Origin of the sequence: Pseudonocardia broussonetiae, from assembly GCF_013155125.1 — a bacterium.
GTDB classification, from domain to species: domain Bacteria; phylum Actinomycetota; class Actinomycetes; order Mycobacteriales; family Pseudonocardiaceae; genus Pseudonocardia; species Pseudonocardia broussonetiae.
The window spans coordinates 5,776,243-5,796,514 of record NZ_CP053564.1 but is presented as its reverse complement, the minus strand read 5'-3'; the positions used below and the strand labels follow the sequence as shown (position 1 = coordinate 5,796,514).

The 20,272-nt window shown below is 75.0% G+C and carries 18 protein-coding genes and 1 pseudogene; 10 read left to right on the top strand and 9 right to left on the bottom strand.

Annotated elements, in window-relative coordinates:
- Positions 1-146: 146 nt before the first annotated feature.
- The 5 genes from rpsA to HOP40_RS28040 all read left to right on the top strand — a co-directional run bounded on the left by rpsA (position 147) and on the right by HOP40_RS28040 (position 5,411).
- A complete protein-coding gene (rpsA, locus tag HOP40_RS28060; protein ID WP_172164230.1) occupies positions 147-1,643 on the top strand; it encodes a 30S ribosomal protein S1 in 1,497 nt (498 codons plus the stop codon).
- A 154-nt stretch (positions 1,644-1,797) separates the two neighbouring features.
- Entirely contained in the window at positions 1,798-2,484 is a 687-nt protein-coding gene (locus HOP40_RS28055; protein WP_172164227.1) for a hypothetical protein, read from the top strand.
- A gap of 23 nt (positions 2,485-2,507) precedes the next feature.
- Complete coding sequence (coaE, locus tag HOP40_RS28050; protein ID WP_172164224.1) at positions 2,508-3,689, top strand: dephospho-CoA kinase; 1,182 nt, start codon at positions 2,508-2,510, stop codon at positions 3,687-3,689.
- A gap of 88 nt (positions 3,690-3,777) precedes the next feature.
- Entirely contained in the window at positions 3,778-4,758 is a 981-nt protein-coding gene (locus tag HOP40_RS28045; RefSeq protein WP_172164221.1) for an RNA polymerase sigma factor, read from the top strand.
- Positions 4,758-5,411 carry a hypothetical protein gene (locus tag HOP40_RS28040; RefSeq protein ID WP_172164218.1) on the top strand — a complete coding sequence of 218 codons (654 nt, stop codon included), beginning with the start codon at positions 4,758-4,760 and terminating at the stop codon, positions 5,409-5,411. The genes HOP40_RS28045 and HOP40_RS28040 overlap by 1 nt, the downstream gene beginning before the upstream one ends.
- On the opposite strand, the gene HOP40_RS28035 is transcribed toward HOP40_RS28040, so the two are convergent.
- Entirely contained in the window at positions 5,404-5,946 is a 543-nt protein-coding gene (locus HOP40_RS28035) for a ribonuclease FAU-1 family protein (RefSeq protein WP_172169361.1), read from the bottom strand. The two genes, HOP40_RS28040 and HOP40_RS28035, sit on opposite strands and share 8 nt — an antisense overlap.
- Positions 5,947-6,007: 61 nt before the next feature.
- On the opposite strand from HOP40_RS28035, the gene uvrB reads away from it, so the two are divergent.
- Genes uvrB through HOP40_RS28020 form a run of 3 tightly spaced genes read left to right on the top strand, consistent with a single transcriptional unit; the run spans position 6,008 to position 9,823 of the window.
- Positions 6,008-8,203: an excinuclease ABC subunit UvrB gene (gene uvrB, locus HOP40_RS28030; protein WP_240157319.1), complete on the top strand. Its 2,196-nt coding sequence runs from the start codon at positions 6,008-6,010 to the stop codon at positions 8,201-8,203.
- Between the two features lie 25 nt (positions 8,204-8,228).
- Positions 8,229-9,473: a glycosyltransferase 87 family protein gene (locus HOP40_RS28025; RefSeq protein ID WP_240157318.1), complete on the top strand. Its 1,245-nt coding sequence runs from the start codon at positions 8,229-8,231 to the stop codon at positions 9,471-9,473.
- Entirely contained in the window at positions 9,470-9,823 is a 354-nt protein-coding gene (locus HOP40_RS28020; RefSeq protein ID WP_172164212.1) for an MmcQ/YjbR family DNA-binding protein, read from the top strand. Before HOP40_RS28025 ends, HOP40_RS28020 begins: the two co-directional genes overlap by 4 nt.
- 466 nt (positions 9,824-10,289) lie before the next feature.
- Here HOP40_RS28020 and HOP40_RS28015 read toward each other — a convergent pair whose 3' ends face one another.
- Positions 10,290-11,201 carry a LysR family transcriptional regulator gene (locus tag HOP40_RS28015; protein WP_172164209.1) on the bottom strand — a complete coding sequence of 304 codons (912 nt, stop codon included), beginning with the start codon at positions 11,199-11,201 and terminating at the stop codon, positions 10,290-10,292.
- A 71-nt stretch (positions 11,202-11,272) separates the two neighbouring features.
- On the opposite strand from HOP40_RS28015, the pseudogene HOP40_RS28010 reads away from it, so the two are divergent.
- A pseudogene (locus tag HOP40_RS28010) lies at positions 11,273-12,160 on the top strand (EamA family transporter); the annotation flags it as partial.
- A 2-nt stretch (positions 12,161-12,162) separates the two neighbouring features.
- On the opposite strand, the gene HOP40_RS36145 reads toward HOP40_RS28010, so the two are convergent.
- The 7 genes from HOP40_RS36145 to HOP40_RS27980 all read right to left on the bottom strand — a co-directional run bounded on the left by HOP40_RS36145 (position 12,163) and on the right by HOP40_RS27980 (position 19,010).
- Positions 12,163-13,014 carry a hypothetical protein gene (locus HOP40_RS36145; RefSeq protein WP_240157317.1) on the bottom strand — a complete coding sequence of 284 codons (852 nt, stop codon included), beginning with the start codon at positions 13,012-13,014 and terminating at the stop codon, positions 12,163-12,165.
- Positions 13,015-13,106: 92 nt separating this feature from the next.
- On the bottom strand, positions 13,107-14,015 hold the full coding sequence (locus HOP40_RS28005; RefSeq protein WP_172164203.1) for an ABC transporter permease: 909 nt from the start codon (positions 14,013-14,015) through the stop codon (positions 13,107-13,109).
- The gene (locus HOP40_RS28000) at positions 14,012-16,780 is read right to left on the bottom strand and encodes an alpha/beta fold hydrolase (protein WP_240157316.1); all 2,769 of its coding nucleotides are present in this window, start codon (positions 16,778-16,780) and stop codon (positions 14,012-14,014) included. The genes HOP40_RS28005 and HOP40_RS28000 overlap by 4 nt, the downstream gene beginning before the upstream one ends.
- 46 nt (positions 16,781-16,826) lie before the next feature.
- A complete protein-coding gene (locus HOP40_RS27995) occupies positions 16,827-17,132 on the bottom strand; it encodes an antibiotic biosynthesis monooxygenase family protein (protein WP_172164200.1) in 306 nt (101 codons plus the stop codon).
- Positions 17,133-17,147: 15 nt separating this feature from the next.
- Positions 17,148-18,104: a DNA polymerase domain-containing protein gene (locus tag HOP40_RS27990; RefSeq protein ID WP_172164197.1), complete on the bottom strand. Its 957-nt coding sequence runs from the start codon at positions 18,102-18,104 to the stop codon at positions 17,148-17,150.
- 2 nt (positions 18,105-18,106) lie between these two features.
- A complete protein-coding gene (locus HOP40_RS27985) occupies positions 18,107-18,622 on the bottom strand; it encodes a metallophosphoesterase family protein (RefSeq protein ID WP_172169352.1) in 516 nt (171 codons plus the stop codon).
- Positions 18,623-18,635: 13 nt separating this feature from the next.
- Positions 18,636-19,010 (bottom strand): FKBP-type peptidyl-prolyl cis-trans isomerase, encoded by a 375-nt coding sequence (locus tag HOP40_RS27980; protein WP_172164194.1) that lies wholly within the window; start codon positions 19,008-19,010, stop codon positions 18,636-18,638.
- Positions 19,011-19,200: 190 nt separating this feature from the next.
- Between HOP40_RS27980 and HOP40_RS27975 the strand changes: the two genes are divergently transcribed.
- Positions 19,201-20,265: a sodium:calcium antiporter gene (locus HOP40_RS27975; protein ID WP_172164191.1), complete on the top strand. Its 1,065-nt coding sequence runs from the start codon at positions 19,201-19,203 to the stop codon at positions 20,263-20,265.
- Positions 20,266-20,272 lie beyond the last annotated feature (7 nt).

The window sequence follows — 20,272 nt, the reverse complement described above, 5'->3', positions numbered from 1 at the left end:
CACTGTGGTCAACGCCGCGGCGTCCGCGCCGGTGGTCCTCCACGGGCTCCTCGTACCACCAGATCAAGGGTGACAGCACCACGTCACGAGCCGTACACCACCAGCCCAGCACCACGCCGACATCCATCACCGGAGCACCCCACTACATGTCCACCGACACCACCGCCGCGCCGACCTCCACGACCCCCCAGGTCGCCATCAACGACATCGGGTCGGAGGAGGACTTCCTCGCCGCCATCGACAAGACGATCAAGTACTTCAACGATGGCGACATCGTCGAGGGCACGATCGTCAAGGTCGATCGTGACGAGGTCCTGCTCGACATCGGCTACAAGACCGAAGGGGTCATCCCTTCCCGCGAACTGTCCATCAAGCACGATGTGGACCCCGCCGAGGTCGTGTCTGTCGGTGAGTTCGTCGAGGCCCTGGTCCTCCAGAAGGAGGACAAGGAAGGCCGCCTGATCCTGTCCAAGAAGCGCGCGCAGTACGAGCGCGCCTGGGGCACGATCGAGGCCCTCAAGGAGGCCGACGAGCCGGTCGAGGGCACCGTCATCGAGGTCGTCAAGGGTGGTCTCATCCTGGACATCGGCCTCCGCGGCTTCCTCCCGGCCTCGCTGGTCGAGATGCGCCGCGTGCGCGACCTGCAGCCCTACGTCGGCCGCAAGATCGAGGCCAAGATCATCGAGCTGGACAAGAACCGCAACAATGTGGTCCTGTCCCGCCGCGCGTGGCTCGAGCAGACCCAGTCCGAGGTCCGCAGCGAGTTCCTCAACCAGCTGGCCCGCGGCCAGGTGCGCAAGGGCGTCGTGTCCTCGGTGGTCAACTTCGGTGCGTTCGTCGACCTCGGTGGTGTCGACGGTCTGGTGCACGTGTCCGAGCTGTCCTGGAAGCACATCGACCACCCCTCCGAGGTGGTGGAGGTCGGCCAGGAGGTCACCGTCGAGGTCCTCGACGTCGACCTCGACCGCGAGCGCGTCTCGCTGTCGCTCAAGGCCACGCAGGAAGACCCGTGGCGCCTGTACGCCCGCACCCACGCGATCGGCCAGATCGTCCCGGGCAAGGTCACCAAGCTCGTCCCGTTCGGCGCGTTCGTGCGCGTCGAGGAGGGCATCGAGGGCCTGGTGCACATCTCCGAGCTGGCCGAGCGCCACGTGGAGATCCCGGAGCAGGTCGTCCAGGTCGGCGACGACGCCATGGTCAAGGTCATCGACATCGACCTCGACCGGCGCCGCATCTCGCTCTCGCTCAAGCAGGCCAACGAGGGCATGACGGTCGACACGGAGTTCGACCCCACGCGCTACGGCATGGCGGCGGAGTACGACGACCAGGGGAACTACATCTACCCCGAGGGCTTCGACGTCGAGTCCGGCGACTGGCAGGAGGGCTTCGAGGCCCAGCGCGAGGCGTGGGAGAAGGAGTACGCGGAGGCCCACGTCCGCTACGAGCAGCACATCACGCAGATCAAGAAGTCGGCCGAGGCCGAGGCCGAGGCGGCTGCCGACGGCGGGGGCACCAGCTACTCGTCCGACACCGCCGACGCCGAGGCGGGCACGGGCGGCGGCGCGCCGGCCCAGTCCGGCGGCTCGCTGGCCAGCGACGAGCAGCTCGCGGCCCTGCGCGAGAAGCTGTCGGGCGGCGCCTGATCAGCAGGTAGCACACCGGGACGGCCCCGGCGACCACACGGTCGCCGGGGCCGTCCCCGTTCGTCGCCCTGCGTCGGTCACGGTTGCGCTGCGTTCCCCGAACGCGCCGCTCCGGAGGCCACCGGATCGCCCGGACCGCACTACCCTTGGACCCGTGGGTGGGGGAACACGGGCGGGTGCGGTACGGCTCCTGGTGGTGCTGCTGGGGCTGGTGGTGGTGGCGGGGTGCGCCTCGACCGATGTCGAGACCACGGCGGTGCCCACGTTCGCCGTGTCCACCGGCACCGCTTCGGGCGAACCGGGGGAGCCCGACCGCAACGGCGCCCTGCCCACCGAGTGCGGTGAGCTGCTGTCCGCCGCCGACCTCGGGGCCCTGCTGGGCCTGCCGCTCGACAGCGTCACGGTCCGCACCACGATCGGCATCGCCGAGCCGTCGGTGGGGCGCACCGAGCGCGTCGCGTGCCGCTACTCCGGCACCGGGACGGTCCGCGGGACCCTGCTCGACATCAACGCGGCCCGCTACACCGACGCCGCCGCCGCGGCGGCCCAGTGGGGCAAGAACACCGGTGTGGAGGACGGCACCCGCCGCGACCTCTCCATCGGAGCCGCACCGGCCGCGCTGTTCGACCGCGCGCGCGAGTCGGTCCTCATGGTCACCTTCGACGACGACACGCTGACCTTCGTCCTGCCGGAGGGGCCGCGTCCGGGCGGCCGGGCCCGCGGCGACGTCCTCGTCGACCTCGCGCTGCGCGTGCTGCCGGTCGTCGGCCCGCCGCGGACCGCCGAGCCGGTGGTCCCGTCGCCGGCCGCGAGCGAGGGCCCCGCGGTCGCCGCCGGATAGGGCCATCCCCTAGCGTGCGGCGCATGCTGCGCGTGGGGCTGACCGGGGGTATCGGATCGGGCAAGTCGACGGTCGCGCGGCGGCTCGTCGCCCGCGGGGCCGTCCTCGTCGACTCCGACGTGCTGGCCCGCGAGGTCGTCGCCGCCGGCACCGACGGCCTGGCCGAGATCGTCGCGGCCTTCGGCGAGGAGGTCCTCGGCCCGGACGGGGGGCTCGACCGGCCGGCGCTGGCGTCCGTCGTCTTCGGCGACGCCGACGCCCGCGCCCGGCTCAACGCGATCGTGCACCCGCGGGTGCGGGCCGCGTCCGACGCGCTGATCGCCGCCGCTCCGGCCGACGCCGTGGTCGTGCAGGACGTGCCGCTGCTCGTCGAGGGCGGGATGGCGCCGTTCTTCCCGCTGGTCGTCGTCGTGCACACCGAGGCGGAGGAGCGCGTGCGGCGGCTGGTGGAGCAGCGGGGGATGCCCGAGGCGGACGCGCGCTCGCGGATCGCCGCCCAGGTCGACGACGACGCGCGCCGCGCCGCCGCCGACGTGTGGCTCGACAACTCCGGCGCCCCCGACGCGCTCGAGGCCGTGGTCGACGCGCTGTGGGACGAGCGGCTGGTGCCGTTCGAGGCGAACCTGCGCCGCGGGGAGGCCGTCCGCACGACGGAGGCCGTGCTCGTCGACCCCGACCCGGACTGGCCGGCGCACGCCGCGCGGCTCGCGGCGCGGGTCTCCGCGGCCGCGGGCGGGCGTGAGGTCGCGCACACCGGTTCGACCGCCGTGCCCGGCCTGCCCGCGAAGGACGTGATCGACCTGCAGCTCGCCGTCGGGTCGCTCGACGAGGTGGCCGGGTTCCGCGGGGCGCTCGAGGCCGTCGGCTTCCCGTGGCGGCCCGAGGTCGATCACGACAACCCCAAGTCGCCGGGCGCCGCCTGGCCCAAGCTGTACCACGGCACCGCCGACCCCGGTCGTCGCACGCACCTGCACATCCGCGAGATCGGCTCACCCGGTTGGCGGTACGCGCTGCTGTTCCGTGACTGGCTCCGCGCCGACCGGGAGGCCCGGGAGGAGTACCTCGCGGTGAAGCGGAGGGCCGCCTCGGAGTCGGGGGGCGACGGGCCGCGCTACGCCGACCTCAAGGAACCCTGGTTCGACGGGGCCGCCGACCGCGCGGAGGCCTGGGCCGTATCGTCGGGGTGGGTTCCCTCGTTGGCCTGAGTGGAGATGACCCGCCGGTAACGGAGCGCGACCGCTCCACGATGGAGTGACAGAGGGCCGGACAGGACGAACGGGACGGGGAGTCGATGTGAGCGCGCAGGTCGAGCACCGCGCGGACGGGACCGACGGCGAGCAGGGGCTCCAGGAGCAGCCGCACGCCGAGGACCCGCGCGTGGACGAGCCCTCCGCCGACGCCCCCGGTGCTTCCGGCAGCGGCCCGGAGGCCGGCGACGAGCCCGCTCCCGCCGAGGCGCCCACCACCGTCGCCGAGGCCCCGACCAGCGCGGCCGACGTCCCCGACGGCTCCGGCGAGCCCCCCACCGCCTACGCCCCGACGGCGTACGCCGCCCCCGCCTCCGGCGGGTCGCCGGTCGCCGACCCGTACGCGCCCACGGCGTACGCGCCGGTCCCGCACACCTCCGGCCCGCACACGCCCGGCCCGCACACCCCTGCGCCGTACCAGCCCTACGCCCCGGCGTCCGGCGGCTCGGCGCCGGTCGTCGTGCAGGACGCCCCGGCCCCGTCCCCGGCCTCGCTGCGCATCGACTTCGGTGCGCACCTGGAGGCCAACTACCAGCGCCTGGTCGCCCAGCTCTACGCGATCACGCTCGACGCGGGCGAGGCGCACGACGTCGTCCAGGACGCGTACTCGCGGGCCTGGCGCAAGTGGTCGGAGATCCGCGTCGGCCCCGACCCCACCGGCTGGATCCGCCGCGTCGCCGTCCGCTCCACGCAGCGGGGCTGGCGCCGGGTCCTGGAGCGCGTCGGGCTCGCCCGCACGCGGCCCGTCGGCGACGGCGACGCCCGCACCGCGGCCCTCCTCGGCGCCCTCGGGCGCCTGACCATCGCCGAGCGCCGCGCGGTCGTGCTGTTCCACATGGTCGGCATGTCCCGGCGCGATATCGCGTCCCTCGAGCAGGTCCCCGCGGAGACCGTCCGCGACCGCCTCCGGCGCGCCCACCAGGTGGTGTCCGAAGGCATGGCCGACGAGCTGCCGAGCGTGCTCGGCGTCGCCCCGGCCTACGACGACCCCTACACGCCCCACGCGGGTGCGGAGAGGCAGTACTGATGGACGCCCTGACCCGGGTCACCGACGAGTTCCGCCGGCTCGACGACGAGTTGGCGGCGGCCGTCACGCTGCCGCAGGTCGACGACGTCATCCGGCACGCCGGTTCGACCAACCGGGCCAGCACCGCCGCCGCTGTCGCCGTCATCGCGGTGGGCGCGCTGGGCGGCGTCACCGCCGTCACGCAGATCGGGAGCGCACCGGCCACCGCGCAGGTCGCCCCGGCCGCGTCCGCCATCGGGGAGGCCGTCCCGGTGCTGCCGGAGTCGACCACCGCCACCACCACGGTCGTCCCGCCGCCGACCACGGAGGAGGCCGCGCCCGCGGAGGAGACGGAGCGGTCGTCGGCCACCACCCGCCGGCAGACGCGCGAGCGCAACCCCGTGGCCCCGCCCACGACGGCGGCCCCGCCGCCGGTGGTGGTGGCGCCGCCGCCCCCCGTCGTGACCACCACGCGGCCGCCGGCCACTACGACGCAGCCGAACAACGAGGGGACGCCGGACCCGACGACGCCGCCCGTCACGACGACGAATCCGCCGGACGAGACCACCACCACCTCGATGCCGCCGTCGAGCGAGACGGAGACCAGCGAGCCCACCGAGTCCGGCACCATCTCGCCCGGAAGCCAGGCCGGCTCCCGCGCCGGGATCAGCTGACGCCGCGCCACCCCGGGCCCGGCCGCTCCCGCCAGGTCAGGACGACGCCCAGGCTCCCGAGCCAGGCGTCGAGGTCGTGCCCGTGCGCGGCCAGGCCGTCGACCGCGCGGTGGGTGCGGTGCATCGCCGTCTCCGCCGCGCCCGGGTCGAGCACCCCGCAGGCCACCGCGCCGACGAACTCGTCGACGTCGATCACGGTCGAGTCGAGCCCCGTGCGGACCACGATGTCGAGGTAGTGGTCGGTGAGCAGCCACCGGTGGCCGTCGCGCACGACGTCGCACACGTCGAGGTAGAAGTCCTGGTCGCGCTCGTGGCCGGGGTTCCACCACCAGTCGGTCACGGCGAGCCCGAGGTCGGGCAGCAGCCACGTCTGCATCCAGTGCGCCGTGGGGCGGGCCACCATCGCGCGGCTCATGTACAGCCCGAACGGCGTCTCGCGGTACTCGTCCACCTCGCGCACGTGGCCCTTGGTGTCGACGTTGAGCCGGGCGGGGACGTCGAAGGTCGCGGTCTTCGGCGGGTGCACGGGCCCGATGCTGTCAGAACCGGGCCGCCGTCGGCGGAAACTGTCGGTGGGGGCTCGTACCCTGGGGGACGTGGCATTCGCAACCGAGGTTCCCGGCAGCGCACGTGATCACGGGCAGCACGAGGGTGACCTGCCGCTCGCGCACTCCGAGCACCGCCCGGTGGGCGACATCCCGCGCACGGGCGGGAAGTTCGAGGTGGTCAGCCCGTACGACCCGGCGGGCGACCAGCCCGCGGCCATCGAGGAGCTGGAGAAGCGCATCCGCGGCGGCGAGCAGGACGTCGTGCTGCTGGGCGCCACCGGCACGGGCAAGTCGGCCACCACGGCCTGGCTGATCGAGCGGCTGCAGCGGCCGACGCTGGTGATGGCGCCGAACAAGACGCTCGCCGCCCAGCTGGCCAACGAGCTGCGCGACATGCTGCCGAACAACGCGGTCGAGTACTTCGTCTCGTACTACGACTACTACCAGCCCGAGGCCTACATCGCGCAGACCGACACCTACATCGAGAAGGACTCCTCGATCAACGAGGACGTCGAGCGCCTGCGCCACTCGGCCACGCACAACCTGCTGTCCCGGCGCGACGTCGTCGTGGTCGCGTCCGTGTCCTGCATCTACGGCCTCGGCACTCCCCAGTCCTACCTCGACCGGTCGGTGCAGATCGCGGTCGGCGACACGATCGACCGCGACACGCTGCTCCGCGCCCTGGTCGACGTCCAGTACACGCGCAACGACCTCGCGTTCAACCGCGGCACGTTCCGGGTGCGCGGCGACACCGTCGAGATCATCCCGGCGTACGAGGAGCTGGCGCTGCGGATCGAGTTCTTCGGCGACGAGGTGGAGTCGCTGTACTACCTGCACCCGCTCACCGGTGACGTCGTCCGCCAGGTCGACGAGCTGCGCATCTTCCCGGCCACCCACTACGTCGCGGGGCCGGAGCGGATGGAGCAGGCCGTCCGGGGCATCGAGAAGGAGCTCGAGGAGCGGCTCGCGCAGCTGGAGGGCCAGGGCAAGCTGCTGGAGGCGCAGCGGCTGCGCATGCGCACCCAGTACGACCTGGAGATGATCCGCCAGGTCGGGTTCTGCTCGGGCATCGAGAACTACTCGCGCCACATCGACGGCCGCGGCCCCGGCACGGCGCCCGCCACGCTGATCGACTACTTCCCCGACGACTTCCTGCTGGTCATCGACGAGTCGCACGTCACGGTGCCTCAGATCGGCGGCATGTACGAGGGCGACATGTCCCGCAAGCGCAACCTCGTCGAGTTCGGGTTCCGGCTGCCCTCGGCGGTCGACAACCGGCCGCTCACGTGGGAGGAGTTCGCCGACCGCATCGGGCAGACGGTGTACCTCTCGGCCACCCCGGGCAACTACGAGCTCTCCCGCACCGGCGGCGAGTTCGTGGAGCAGGTCATCCGGCCCACCGGCCTGGTCGACCCCCAGGTCGTGGTCAAGCCGACCAAGGGCCAGATCGACGACCTGGTGCACGAGATCCGCGAGCGCTCCGAGCGCGACGAGCGGGTCCTGGTCACCACGCTGACGAAGAAGATGGCCGAGGACCTCACCGACTACCTGCTCGAGCTGGGCATCCGGGTGCGCTACCTGCACTCGGAGGTCGACACGCTGCGCCGCGTCGAGCTCCTGCGCCAGCTCCGCCTCGGCGAGTACGACGTGCTGGTCGGCATCAACCTGCTCCGGGAGGGCCTCGACCTGCCCGAGGTGTCGCTGGTGGCGATCCTCGACGCCGACAAGGAGGGCTTCCTCCGGTCGGGCACCTCGCTGATCCAGACGATCGGCCGCGCGGCGCGCAACGTGTCCGGCGAGGTGCACATGTACGCCGACAAGATCACCGACTCGATGCGGCACGCGATCGAGGAGACCGACCGCCGCCGCGCGAAGCAGATCGCCTACAACACCGAGAAGGGCGTCGACCCCCAGCCGCTGCGCAAGAAGATCGCCGACATCCTCGACCAGGTCTACAAGGAGGCCGAGGACACCGAGGTGGTGCCGATCGGCGGGTCGGGCCGCAACCAGTCGCGCGGCAAGCGCGCGGCGGGGGAGGCGGGCCGGGCGAGCAGCGGGGTCGTGTCGGGGCGCGACACGAAGTCGATGCCGCGGGCGGAGCTGGCCGACCTCGTGCAGTCGCTCACCGACCAGATGCTCGCCGCGGCCCGCGACCTGCAGTTCGAGCTGGCCGGGCGGCTGCGCGACGAGATCGCCGACCTGAAGAAGGAGCTGCGCGGGATGGACGCCGCCGGGATCCGGTGACCGCGGGCCGGATACCGTGGTCGGCGTGACGGTCACCGAGGAGGCGGGCGCGCGGGCGCCGGTCCTCCTGCGCGACCCGCGCCGGATCCTGCCGTTCACGGTTCCGCTGCTGGCGCTCGTGCTGACCGGGCTGGTCGTGCACACCGGCGGGCGGCACATCGACCTCGAGGTCTACCGCTTCGGCGTGCAGGCCTGGCTGTCGGGCGGCGACATGTACGGCCCGCTGCCCGAGACCTCCGGGCACATCGCGCTCCCGTTCATCTACCCGCCGTTCGCGGCGCTGCTGATGACGCCGCTCGCGGTGGTGCCGTGGGTCGTCGCGTGGCCGGCGCTGCTCGCGCTGTCGGTGCTCGCGCTGGGCGGCACGCTCTACGCCTTCGCCCGGCGGCTGTGGCCCTCGGGCGGGCGCGGCGGGGCGCTGTCCACCGCCTCGATCGCGCTGCCGCTCGCGCTGGCGGTCACGCCCGGCTACGCGATCGACTTCGACACCCCGGTCGAGGGCTACCCCTACGCGCTCGACCCGGTGCTGCAGACGATCGAGTTCGGGCAGGTCAACCTGCTGCTCATGGCGCTGGTCGCGCTCGACTGCCTGGTCGACCACCCGCGCTGGCCGCGCGGGATGCTCATCGGCATCGCCGCCGCCGTCAAGCTGACGCCGGCGGCGTTCGTGCTGTTCTTCCTGCTGCGCCGCGACTACCGGGCCGCGGCCGTCGCCGCGCTGTCCGGACTCGTCGCCACCGCCGCCGGGTTCGCCGTGGCGCCCCGCGAGTCGCTCGCGTTCTGGCTCGGCAACCCCACCGGCGGCGTCAGCGGCTCGCCGTTCTTCACCAACCAGACCGTGCAGGCCGTGCTGGTGCGGGCCGGCGTCGACGGCACCGCGCGCACGGTCGCCTGGCTGGCCCTCTCGGCCGCGCTGCTCGCCCTCGTGGTGCCGGTGGTCCGCCGCGCGCCCGCGCCGCTCGCGCTCGTCGCCGTCGCCGGGGTGGCGCTGCTCGCGTCGCCGACGTCGTGGTCGCACCACTGGGTGTGGGTCGCGCCCGCGCTGCTGGTCGCGGCCGCCTCGGCCTGGCGGGCCCGGTCGGCCGGGTGGGGGCTGGTCACGGTGCTGGCCGCCACGGTGTTCGTCGTCGCCCCGCACCGGCTCGGGCTGCCGCGCGCCGGGGAGGCCGAGCTCGGCTGGACGGTGTGGCAGCAGGTCGTCGGCAGCACCTACGTGTGGTTCACGGCGCTGCTGCTGGTGGTGCTGTTCCTGCGGTGGCGGCGGGCGTGACCCACGAGGAGCTCGTGGCGCACTGCCTGGCGAAGCCGTGCGCCGTCCCGGACAGCCCGTGGGAGAACGACCTGGTCGCCAAGGTGGGCGGCAAGATCTTCGCGTTCCTGGGTGACGGGGCGGGCGGGGGCACCCTGGGCGTCAAGTGCGGCCGCGACGCCGACGAGGCCGCCGAGCTGCGCCTGCGCTTCCCCGACGCCGTCACGGTCTCGGCCTACATCGGGCGCCACGGCTGGAACACCGTCCGGCTCGGCGTCACGCCCGGCCCCGACGACGACGAGCTGCGCGAGCTCGTCGACGCCTCCTACGACGCGGTCGTGGCGAAGCTCCCGAAGCGCCTGCGGCCCTGACGGGCGTGCTCCTGGGACCGCTGCTCCGGGCGCTCGCCGTGCACACCCTGGCCACGGCCGCCGCCGGCGTGCTGCTGCGCCTGCTCCGGCCGCCCCTGCGCGCACGGTGGTTCCGCGTGGGCGCCGCCGAGCGGCGCTGGCACCGCCGCGCCGGGGTGGCGGGCTACCGCCGGGCGCTGCGCGCGCTCGGGTGGGAGCGCGTGATCGCCCGGGTGCGCGGCTTCGACGGCACCCGCGCCGGGCTGCCCGGGCTCGACCGGCACACCCGCCTCTCGGAGGCCTCGCACCTGCTGGGCGGAGCGGCGGCGCTGCTGCTGCTCGGCACCGATGCGCGGAGCGCGGCCCTGGCCGTGGCGGTCCACGCGCACCCGGTGCTGCTGCAGCGGGCGCTGCGGGCGCGGATCGCCGCGGTGACGGTGACGGTGACGGTGACGGTGACGGTGACGGGAACAGGGACGGGGGACCGTCAGCCGGCCCGCGAGGTGATCGCGGCCGCCTCCGCCACGAGCGCGTCGAGCACCGTCCGCACGGCCGGGCGGGCGGCCGCGCTGGGCCGCAGCACCGCCTCCACCAGCCGGGCGGCCCGCACCCCGGCCAGCGGGCGGCGGACCAGCCGCCGCCCGCCGCGGTCGTCGGTGGAGTAGCGGGGCAGCAGCGCGATCCCGCGCCCGGCCGCGACGAGCTCCTCGGTGACCGAGAAGTCGTTGATCCGTTGCACGACCCGCGGCGCGGTGCCGGTGCGCACCGCGAGCGAGCGCAGCACGTCGTCGACGGGCCAGCCCACCTCCACGCTGATCCACGACTCGCCGGCCAGCTCGTCGAGGCGCAGCCGGCGCCGGCGCGCGAGCCGGTGCCCGGGCGGGAGCACGACGTCGAGCGGCTCGCGCAGCAGCGGCACGACGTGCCGGCCGGGCGCGGTGCCGGGCCCGTGCTCGTCGCGGTGGGTCACGACGACGTCGAAGTCGGCGGTGAGGGCGACGACGGCGGCCGGGCTCATGTCGACGTCGCGGCACGCCACCTCGACGCCCGGCGCGGCGTCGAGCCGGGCCAGCACCCCGGCCAGCATCATCCGCGCGGCCGACGGGAACAGCGCCACGCGCACCAGCCCGCGCGGCGTCGTCCGCAGCCCCTCGACGGCCGCCTCGGCGCGGGCGAGCGCGGCGAGCACCTCCTCGGCCTCGGCGGCGAGCACCCGCCCGGCGTCGGTGAGACGCAGGCCGCGCCCGGCGGGCTCGGTCAGCGCCGTGCCGACCTCCTCGGCCAGCGCCCTGAGCTGCTGCGAGATCGCCGAGGGCGTGAACGACAGGGCGGCGGCGACGGCGGTGACCGACCCGCGGTCGGCGAGCTCGCGCAGCACCCGCAGCCGCTGGACGTCCATGAAGCCAGGCTAAAGCATCCCTGCAGAACGATTCGCTGGTCTGGAGGGACGGCGGCCCGCAGGGTGGAGGCGTGCCCCTCCGCGACCGCCTGCTCGCCGTCCTCGTCGCCGCCCTGTGGGGCGGCAACTTCCTCGCGATCCACGTCGGGCTCGAGCACTTCCCCCCGCTGTTCCTGGCCGCGCTGCGGTTCGCGCTGATCGCGGTGCCGACGGTGCTGCTCGTGCCGCGCCCGCAGGTGCCGCTGCGCTGGCTGCTCGGCTACGGGCTGGGGTTCGGGACCGTGCAGTTCATCGGCCTGTTCGTCGCGATGGACATCGGGATGCCGCCCGGCCTCGCGTCGCTGGTGCTGCAGGCGTCGGCGCCGTTCACGGTGCTGCTGGGGGCGCTGCTGCTGCGCGAGCGGCTCGCCGTGCGCCAGGGCGTCGGGATCGGGCTGGCCGTGCTCGGGCTCGCCGCGATCGTGGTGGCGCGGGCGCAGACCGCGGCGGTCCTGCCGGTGCTGCTCACCCTGCTCGGGGCGCTGGGCTGGGCGTTCGGCAACCTCGCCAACCGGCTCGCGCACGCGCCGAACCCGCTGCACCTGACGCTGTGGATGTCGGTGGTGCCGCCGGTGCCGCTGCTCGCGATGTCGTGGCTGACGGAGGGCCCGCAGGCGGGGCTCGACGCGCTGGTGGCCGCGGCCGGCCCGTCCGGGGTGCCCGGGCTGCTCGCGCTGGCCTACCTCGTCGTGCCCGCGACCGTCCTCGGCTCCGGGATCTGGACGTGGCTCATGGGGCGGCACCCGGCCGGCGTCGTCGCGCCGTACTCGTTGCTGGTGCCGGTCGTCGGGATGGGGCTGGCCGCCGTGGTGCTGGGGGAGCGGCCCTCGCTGGTCGAACTGGTGGCCGGCACCGTGATCGTCGGGGGTGTCCTGCTGGGCACACCCGGGGTCACGGCGCCGGCCACCTCACCGGCCCCGCCTCAGGGCGTTGCGGTCGGGACCGGTGGCACGGCGCGGTCGACGCGGCGGTGGAACCGCATCCCCGCGAGGCCCCCGAGGACGGCGCCGACCAGGCCGACCACGAGGGCGGCGGCCAGCGCGCCGATGGCGGCCGGGGTGAACGCGGACGGGTCGACGACGCCGCCGACGAGCGCGGCGACCGGGGTGAGGTCGACGGGCGTGCCGGACACGGCGATGAGCACCGTCACCGCGACGGCGACGAGCACGGCCCAGATCCACACCGCGACGCCCTGGCGGGCCCCGTCGAAGCGGGCCATGCGGCCGGCGACGTACCCGCCGCAGAAGTAGGCGAGGAACAGCACGACCGCCACGACGATCGCGGCGACGATCCCCTCCGGCGGGCCGCCGGGGGCGGTCGTCAGGCCGTAGCCCTCGGTGACGCCCGCCACGATGCCGCTGAGCAGCACCGCGGTGCCCAGCGCGGTGAGCCAGCCGAAGAACGCCGACCCCCACTTGATGCCGCCGAACTGGCGGCGCTGCTCGGTGCGCGCGGCGCGGCGCTGCTGGCGGGGGGTGAGGGCGGTGCCGCCGGCGGTCCCGGTCGCGACCGTCGGGGCGTCGGCGTGGCCGCCGCCGGCGGCGTAGGTGCCCGGGGGGCGCTGGTCGACCCCGCGCTGGTCCACACCGCGGGGGTCGTTGTCGCGGGGATCGGTGCCGCGGGGGTCGACGCCGCGGGGGTCGGTGCCCCGCGGGTCGGGGTCCCGGTGGTCGGGGGCGCGGTGGTCGCCGACCCGGTCGTGGGGTGCGGGGCCGTGATCGGGGGTCCGGCCGTAGTCGGCCGCTCCCGGTCCGCGGTCGGTGCTGGACGTCATCTGGGGCTCCCTCGTCACGCCCGTCGATGACGGGCCGTGCGGGGGTGTACCCACAACCGGTGACCGACCACACACCGGGCGGGACACCGACGTCAGCTCGTGACGTCCTTGCGTCCGAACCGGTACACGGCGGCCGCTCCGAGCACGAGTGCCCAGGTCAGCGAGGAGAACACGCCGCGGGTCATGGCGTCCCAGTCGACGTCGGTGGCGAGCAGGTCCGACCACGCCGTCGAGAAGCGGGTGGGCAGGAAGTCGCGCAGGTCCTCCAGCGCGGTGATCTGGTTGAGGATCTGGCTGACGATCGACGCCATCACCGCCCCGCCGACGGCACCGAGCGGGGCGTCGGTGGACACCGACAGCAGCAGCGCCAGCGCCGCCACCCAGCTCAGCTGCACGGCCACGTACAGCGCGCCGAGCAGGACCCGACCGGCGCCCGCCGCGAACGTCAGGGACTCGCCGGTGGGGCTGACCAGGTTGCCGGCGCCGTAGGCCAGGCCGCCCACGAGCAGCGCCACCAGCGGCAGGGTGAGGATCGCGGCGAGCGAGAGCCCGGCCGCGACGACCGCCTTCTGCCGCAGCAGCCGCGTCCGCGGGATCGGCGCGGCGAGCAGGTAGCGCAGGCTCGACCAGGACGCCTCCGCGGCCACCGTGTCGCCGAAGAACAGCGCGACCACGACGACGAGCAGGAACCCGGCCGAGGCGAACAGCGCGAACACGGCGAAGTTCGTGCCGCTGCCCTGGGCGAGGTCGACGAGGTTGAGCGAGCCGGTGGGCGGGCCGTCGGGCGCCAGCGAGAACGCGATCCACAGGATCACCGGCAGTGCCGCGACCAGCCCGAACGTCACCTGCGTGCGGCGCCGCCGGAGCTGGCGCACCAGCTCGACGCGCAGCGGGAGGGTCGAGCCGGGCCGGTAGGCCGCGGGCGGCGGCCCGGCGGCGAGGGCGCCGACGGTGCCCTTGCGGGTGCTGGGTCCGGGCGTGCTCGGTCCGGGCGTGGTCACGACGGGCCGTCCTCTCCGACGAGCTGCAGGAACGCGTCCTCGAGGCGGCGCCGCGGCCCGGCCGACGCGACGTCGACCCCGGCCGTGACGAGCGCCCGCACCGCCGACGCGCGCGGGGTGCCGTTGAGCTCGGCGTGCACCTGCTCCCCGTCGACCTCCACCGCGTGGACGCCGGCGAGCGCGCCGAGGACGTCGGCCGCCCGGGACGGCGCGTCGACGGCGAACGTCGCGGCCCCGCCCCCGGCGATGACGTCCTCGACCGAGCCGTCGGCGACGACCTGGCCGTGGTGCATGACGACCACGTGGTCGCACGTCTGCTCGACCTCGGCCAGCAGGTGGCTCGACACCAGCACGGTGCGCCCGCCCGCGGCGTAGCGGCGCAGGACCTCGCGCATGGCGTGGATCTGGGGCGGGTCGAGCCCGTTGGTCGGCTCGTCGAGCACGAGCAGCTCGGGCAGGCCGAGCATGGCCTGGGCGATGGCCAGGCGCTGGCGCATGCCCTGGCTGTAGGCGCCGACGCGGCGCTGCACGCTGGCGCCGAGCCCGGCGATCTCCAGCGCCTCGTCGAGGTGGGCCTCCGCGGTGGGGCGGCCGGTGGCGGCCCAGTACAGGCGCAGGTTGTCGGCGCCGGACAGGTGCGGCAGGAAGCCCGGCCCCTCGACGAAGGCCCCGATCCGGGCGAGCACGGGGGCGCCGGGCCCGACGGGCTCGCCGAACGCGGTCATCGTGCCCGCGGTCGGGCGGATGAGGCCCATCAGCATGCGCAGGACGGTGGTCTTGCCGGCGCCGTTGGGTCCGAGCAGGCCCAGCACCTGCCCGCGCTCGACACGGAAGGACACGCCCCGCACGGCGCTGAACCCGCCGCGGTAGGTCTTGGCGAGGTCGCGGATCTCCAGCGGCGGGGCGTCCGGGGCGGGGTCGACGGCGGCCGCGCCGCGCCGGCGCAGCAGCGCGGCCGCGCCCCAGGCCAGCAGCGCGACGCCCAGCACGACGCCGATCCCGACGGCCGGGCCGAGCGGCACGGTGTTCGCCGTGACGGCCTCGCCGGGCACGACGGGGACGGTCAGCACGGTGCCGGCGTCCACGGACCAGGCCGCCGGGTCGGTGCCGCCCGCGTAGGCCTGGTCGGTGGTGCCGACCGTGACGACGACGCGGTTGCCCGCCTCCACCGGCGCGACGACGCCGGGCAGCGTCACCGGGACGGTGACCGGGGAGCCGTCGGCGGGGACCGCGACCCGCACCGGCGCGACGGCCCCGCCGAGCAGGGTGCGCGTGCCGTCCGGGGTGACCTCGGAGGCCGAGACGAACAGGATCGCCTCGTCGGGGCCGGGCTGGCCGGGGACGCGGGAGACGGTGAGGTCGATCCGGGGCGCGCCGGTGAGCAGCAGCGGGTCGGCCAGCGCGGCCGAGGCGTACTGCGCCGACTGGCCGGGCAACGCCGCGGTGAGCGCGGAGATCCGGCCGCCGAGGCTGCCCAGCGCCCCGCCGAGCCCGGGCAGCGCGGTGATCGCGGCGGGGCTGCCGCCCGCCGGGGTGGCGACGACGCGCGCGCCGCCGGTCAGCGCGAGGTCCTGCGTCGGCACCGCGCCGGCCCCGGCCAGGCCGGGGTAGCCGGCCGCGACGACCGTGCGGCCGGTCGCGGTGCTGCTGCCGGCGCGCAGGCCGCTCTCGACGCCGTAGGAGAACGTCGTGCCCGGGTCGTCGCCGGTGCCGAGCAGGTGGTGGTCGAACCAGTCGCCGACCGCGGTGCGCACGTCGTCGGCCGGGGCGGCGCCGTCGTGCCCGCCCGCGTACCAGCGCACCTGCACCGGGGTGCCGTTCGCGGCGATCTCGCGGGCGTTGGCGTCGGCCTGGTCGAGGCCGAACAGCGTGTCCTGCTCGCCCTGCACCAGCAGCGTCGGGGCGGTGATCCGGCCGGTCACGGTGCGGGGGGAGGAGCGCTCGAGCAGGGCCGCCGTGGCCGGGGACAGGCGCCCGGTCGTCGCGGCGTCGGTGTAGGCGGCGCAGACCTCGGGGGTGAACCTGCCGCAGGTGGGGGAGGCGCCGGGTGCGGGGGCGGCGGGGACGGCGGGCCTCGTGGCGTCGTCGGTGCCCGGCTCGCCCGGCGCGCCCGTGCCCAGGCCCGCAGAGAAGAAGACCCCGGCCCAGCCGCGCTTGAACACCCCGTCGGCGGCGAAGGCGCCGCGCGCCGGGGTGTCCGCGGGCAGCGCACCGGCCGCGGCGGCGTTGGGGAACAGCGCCTGGCCCAGGTCGTTCCAGGTGATCACCGGGGCGATCGCGTCGACGCGGGGGTCGTAGCCGGCGAGCAGCAGCGCGAGCGCCCCGCCGTACGACGCCCCGGTGACGCCCGCGCGCGGGTCGCCCGGCCCGTCCTGCACGACCTCGGGCATCGCGGCGAGCCGGTCGAGCAGCGCGCTCGCGTCGGCGACCTCGGCGTCCGGGGCGTTGAGCGCGATCTGCCCGGTGCTCGCGCCGAACCCGCGGGCCGACCAGGCGAGCACGACGAAGCCGCGGTCGGCGAGCGCGCGGGCGTCGTCGTCGACCGAGGCCTTGCTCCCGCCGAAGCCGTGGGCGACCAGCACCGCCGGGGCCGGCGTCGTCGCGGGGAGGTAGAGCGTGGTGTCCAGCGTGGCCCCGGGGACGTCGACGCGCGCCTCGGTGACGCTCCCCGGGCCCGAGCTCGGAGCGGGGGAGGCGAGGGCCGTGGCGGGGACGAGCACGAGGAGCGCGAGCGCGAGCAGCAGCACGCGCGGGAGGCGGGGCACTCCTGCGACGCTAGGCGACCGGCCGTGACCCGCCCTCAGCCGCCTCTCAGTCCCCGGGATGCGCGACGAGCTCCTCGACGTGCTCGACCGTCGGCGGGCCGTCGAAGAAGGGGCCGACGATCGCGCGCCACTGCGGGAACAGCTCGGACTCGCGGAAGCCGACGGTGTGCGCCTCGACGCTGTCCCACTCGATGAACAGCACGAACCGGGTGGGCGTCTCGATGCTGCGGGTGAGGCGGGCGCCGCGGAACCCGGGGCTCTGCGCGGCGAGCGCGAGGCCCTCGCGCACGGCGTCGGCGAACTGCTCCTGCTTGTCGGGGAGGACGGCGAAGTCGGCGATCTCGGTGATCATGGCCTCATCCTCGCATCACTGCCGGCGCGCCCGCGCCCGCCGCTTGCCCTCGTGCATGGCGGCCACGCGGGCGACCGGGATGGTGTGGCCCTGCTCGACGAGGTCGGCGGGCAGCGCCTGCGGCGCGGGCAGCGCGGCGGCCCACGGGTCGGCGTCGCCGAGCAGCCCGGGGGCGGTGCGGATCGTGAAGTCGGTGGGGTGGACGCCCGCGAGGTCGTCCCAGGCCACCGGGAACGACACGGGCGCCCCGGGCCGCACGCGCGGGCTGTAGGCCGCGACGATCGTGGCGCCCCCGGCCCGGGTGGAGTCGACGAAGACCTTCCCCTCCCGGTCCTCCTTGATGTACGCGGTGGTCGCGACGGCGGGGTCGAGGGCCGCGGCCCGGGCGGCCAGCGCGCGGGTGGCCGCGGCGGCGTCGTCGACGGCGGACGGCTCCAGCGGCACGACGACGTGCACGCCCTTCGCACCGCTCGTCTTCAGCGCGCCCGCGAGCCCGGAGTCGGCCAGCGCCCGCCGCACGAGCGCGGCGGCGGCCACGACGTGCGCGAAGTCGTCGTCGACCGGGGGGTCGAGGTCGATCACGAGCTGCGTCGCGACGGTGTCCCCGGCCCGCATGAGCGTCGGGTGGTACTCGACCGCGCGCTGGTTGGCGAACCACAGCAGGGTGCGGCGGTCGTCGCACAGGGCGTAGTGGACCTCGCGCTGCGAGGCGTGCGCCCACGCCGCCGTGGTGGCGATCCAGTCGGGCGCGTACTTCGGGACGTTCTTCTGCATGAACGGCTCCTGCCCCGGCCGCACGCGCACCACCGACAGCGCGCGCCCGGCGAGCCCGGGCAGGATCCGGGCGGAGACGGCGTCGAGGTAGTCGACGAGGTCGCGCTTGGTGGCGCCGGAGCCGTCGAACAGAGGGCCGTCGAGGCTGCTAAGCTCGACGCCCTCGCGGGTCTCCTTCGGCGCCTTCTCCTTCGCCACCGTCAGCGCTCCACGCGGTGCGGGGTCTCCAGGTGGTGCAGGGTCACCGCGCCGAGGATGCCACCGTCGACCTCGGCCGTCATCCAGGTGTGCGTCGGCTGCCGGCGCCGGTCGGTGGGGGAGCCGGGGTTGAGCAGCCGCAGCCCGGACGCCGTCGTGGAGTCCCAGGGGATGTGGCTGTGCCCGAACACGAGCACGTCGGCGTCGGGGTAGGCGGTGGAGCAGCGCTTCTCCCGGCCCTTCGACGAGCCGGTCTCGTGCACGACGGCGAACCGGACCCCGCCGAGCTCGGCGCGGGCCACCTCGGGGAGCCGGGCGCGGAGGGCGTCGCCGTCGTTGTTGCCGTGGACGCCGACGAGCCGCCGCGCGCGGGCCTCCAGCGCGTCGAGGGCGGCCACGGAGATCCAGTCGCCGGCGTGGATCACCACGTCCGCGGCGTCGACGGCGTCCCACACCGGCGCGGGCAGGTCGCGCGCCCGCGCCGGGAGGTGGGTGTCGCTGAGGATCAGGAGGTGCAGGGCCCCGGTCCGATCAGGAGACGCCGAGCAGGTCGACCACGAAGATCAGCGTCTCGCCGCTCTTGATCGCGCCGCCGGCGCCGCGGTCGCCGTAGCCCATGTGCGGCGGGATGACGAGCCGGCGGCGTCCGCCGACCTTCATGCCGACGACGCCCTGGTCCCAGCCCGCGATGACGCGGCCGGCGCCGAGGGGGAAGCGGAACGCGGAGCCGCGGTTCCAGGAGGCGTCGAACTCCTCGCCGCTGCTGTGCGCGACGCCGACGTAGTGCACCTCGACGTTCTGGCCCGCGCGGGCCTCGGCGCCGTCGCCGACGACGAGGTCGGTGACGAGCAGGTCGGCGGGCGCCGGGCCGTCGTGCGGGTCGACCTCGGGCTTCTGCTGGGCCACGGTGGTCCTCTCGTTGGTGGGGTGCGCGGACGACAGCCTGCCAGACCGGCTGACGGGGTGCCGGGAGCGATCCCGGGAACGCGCGGTGCTTCGGCACTAGCGGGCGACGACGCCGGTTTGCGACCATCGGGGCGCGGTTGCGGGGAACCGCACGATGTCGGCAGTGCGGCCGGTGCGAGGGGGAAGTCGCATGACCTCCGTGTTCGTGTTCATCTCCGGCGCGACGCTGCTGGTGTTCAGCGCCGAGAAGCTGATCGGCTACCTCGTGGGGGCCGCGAGCGGCCTGCGGGTCTCGCTGTTCCTGCTCGCGATCGTCTTCACGGGCATCGAGTTCGACGACATCTTCCTCGGGGTCGCGCTGAACCTCGAGGACCTCAGCGGCGTCGCGCTGGGCACGGTCTTCGGCACGGCGATCTCGCTGACCGGGGTCGTGCTCGCGATCGCCGCGATCCTCACCCCGGTGCGGCTGCAGATCCCGCGCGACTACGTGGCGCTGCTGGCCGGAGCACCGCTGGTGATGATCGTGTTCACGCTGACGGCGCCGCTGACCCTCGTCGACGGCGTCGTGCTCGTCGCCCTGTTCGTGCTGTTCATCACCTACGTCGCGGTCCGGGAGTCCCAGCGGGCGATCCCGGTCTTCCGCAACGCCGAGATCTACGCGGGGATGGTGGAGACCGGCGGCGGGCGGGAGGACCGGGCGGAGGGGGACCCGGCGGAGGGGGAGCAGGCGCCGGGGACGTCGTTCGCCGACGAGATGCCCTTCGCCGAGGCGCGCAGGCTCCCCGGCTGGGCCGGGCTGGCGCTGGCGCTGCTCGCGCTCACCGGTCTCGTCGTCGGCGCGGCGACCACGGGCATCGGCGTCGAGGGGATCCTGGAGGCCTACGGGATCGAGGGCACGCTCTTCGGCGCCACGATCGTCACCGCCGTCCTGACCCTGGAGGACGTCTTCCTGACGGTGGAGCCCATCCGGAGGGGCGCGCCGGAGGTCGGGATCGGCAACGTCATCGGGAGCGTCGTCTTCTCGGTGACCGGGAAGCTCGGCGTCATCATCCTCGCGGGCGGCGCGATCGTCGTCGGTCCGGACGTGCTCACCTGGCACCTGACCGCGCTCATCGCGGTGACCGGTCTCGCGGCGTACTTCCTGTGGACCGGGCGGTTGCAGCGGTGGCACGGCTTCGTCCTGCTCGCGCTGTACGTCGCCTACTGGGTCCTGAGCTTCGTCGTGCTCGGGGGACCCCCGATCGAGGTCGACTAGCCCCACC

Excerpts from the sequence above, each read along its gene's own strand:
- rpsA (WP_172164230.1), top strand. The coding sequence starts at position 147 with ATGTCCACCGACACCACCGCCGCGCCGACCTCCACGACCCCCCAGGTC.
- coaE (WP_172164224.1), top strand. The coding sequence starts at position 2,508 with ATGCTGCGCGTGGGGCTGACCGGGGGTATCGGATCGGGCAAGTCGACG.
- HOP40_RS28040 (WP_172164218.1), top strand. The coding sequence starts at position 4,758 with ATGGACGCCCTGACCCGGGTCACCGACGAGTTCCGCCGGCTCGACGAC.
- HOP40_RS28015 (WP_172164209.1), bottom strand. The coding sequence starts at position 11,201 with ATGGACGTCCAGCGGCTGCGGGTGCTGCGCGAGCTCGCCGACCGCGGG.
- HOP40_RS36145 (WP_240157317.1), bottom strand. The coding sequence starts at position 13,014 with ATGACGTCCAGCACCGACCGCGGACCGGGAGCGGCCGACTACGGCCGG.
- HOP40_RS27995 (WP_172164200.1), bottom strand. The coding sequence starts at position 17,132 with ATGATCACCGAGATCGCCGACTTCGCCGTCCTCCCCGACAAGCAGGAG.
- HOP40_RS27975 (WP_172164191.1), top strand. The coding sequence starts at position 19,201 with ATGACCTCCGTGTTCGTGTTCATCTCCGGCGCGACGCTGCTGGTGTTC.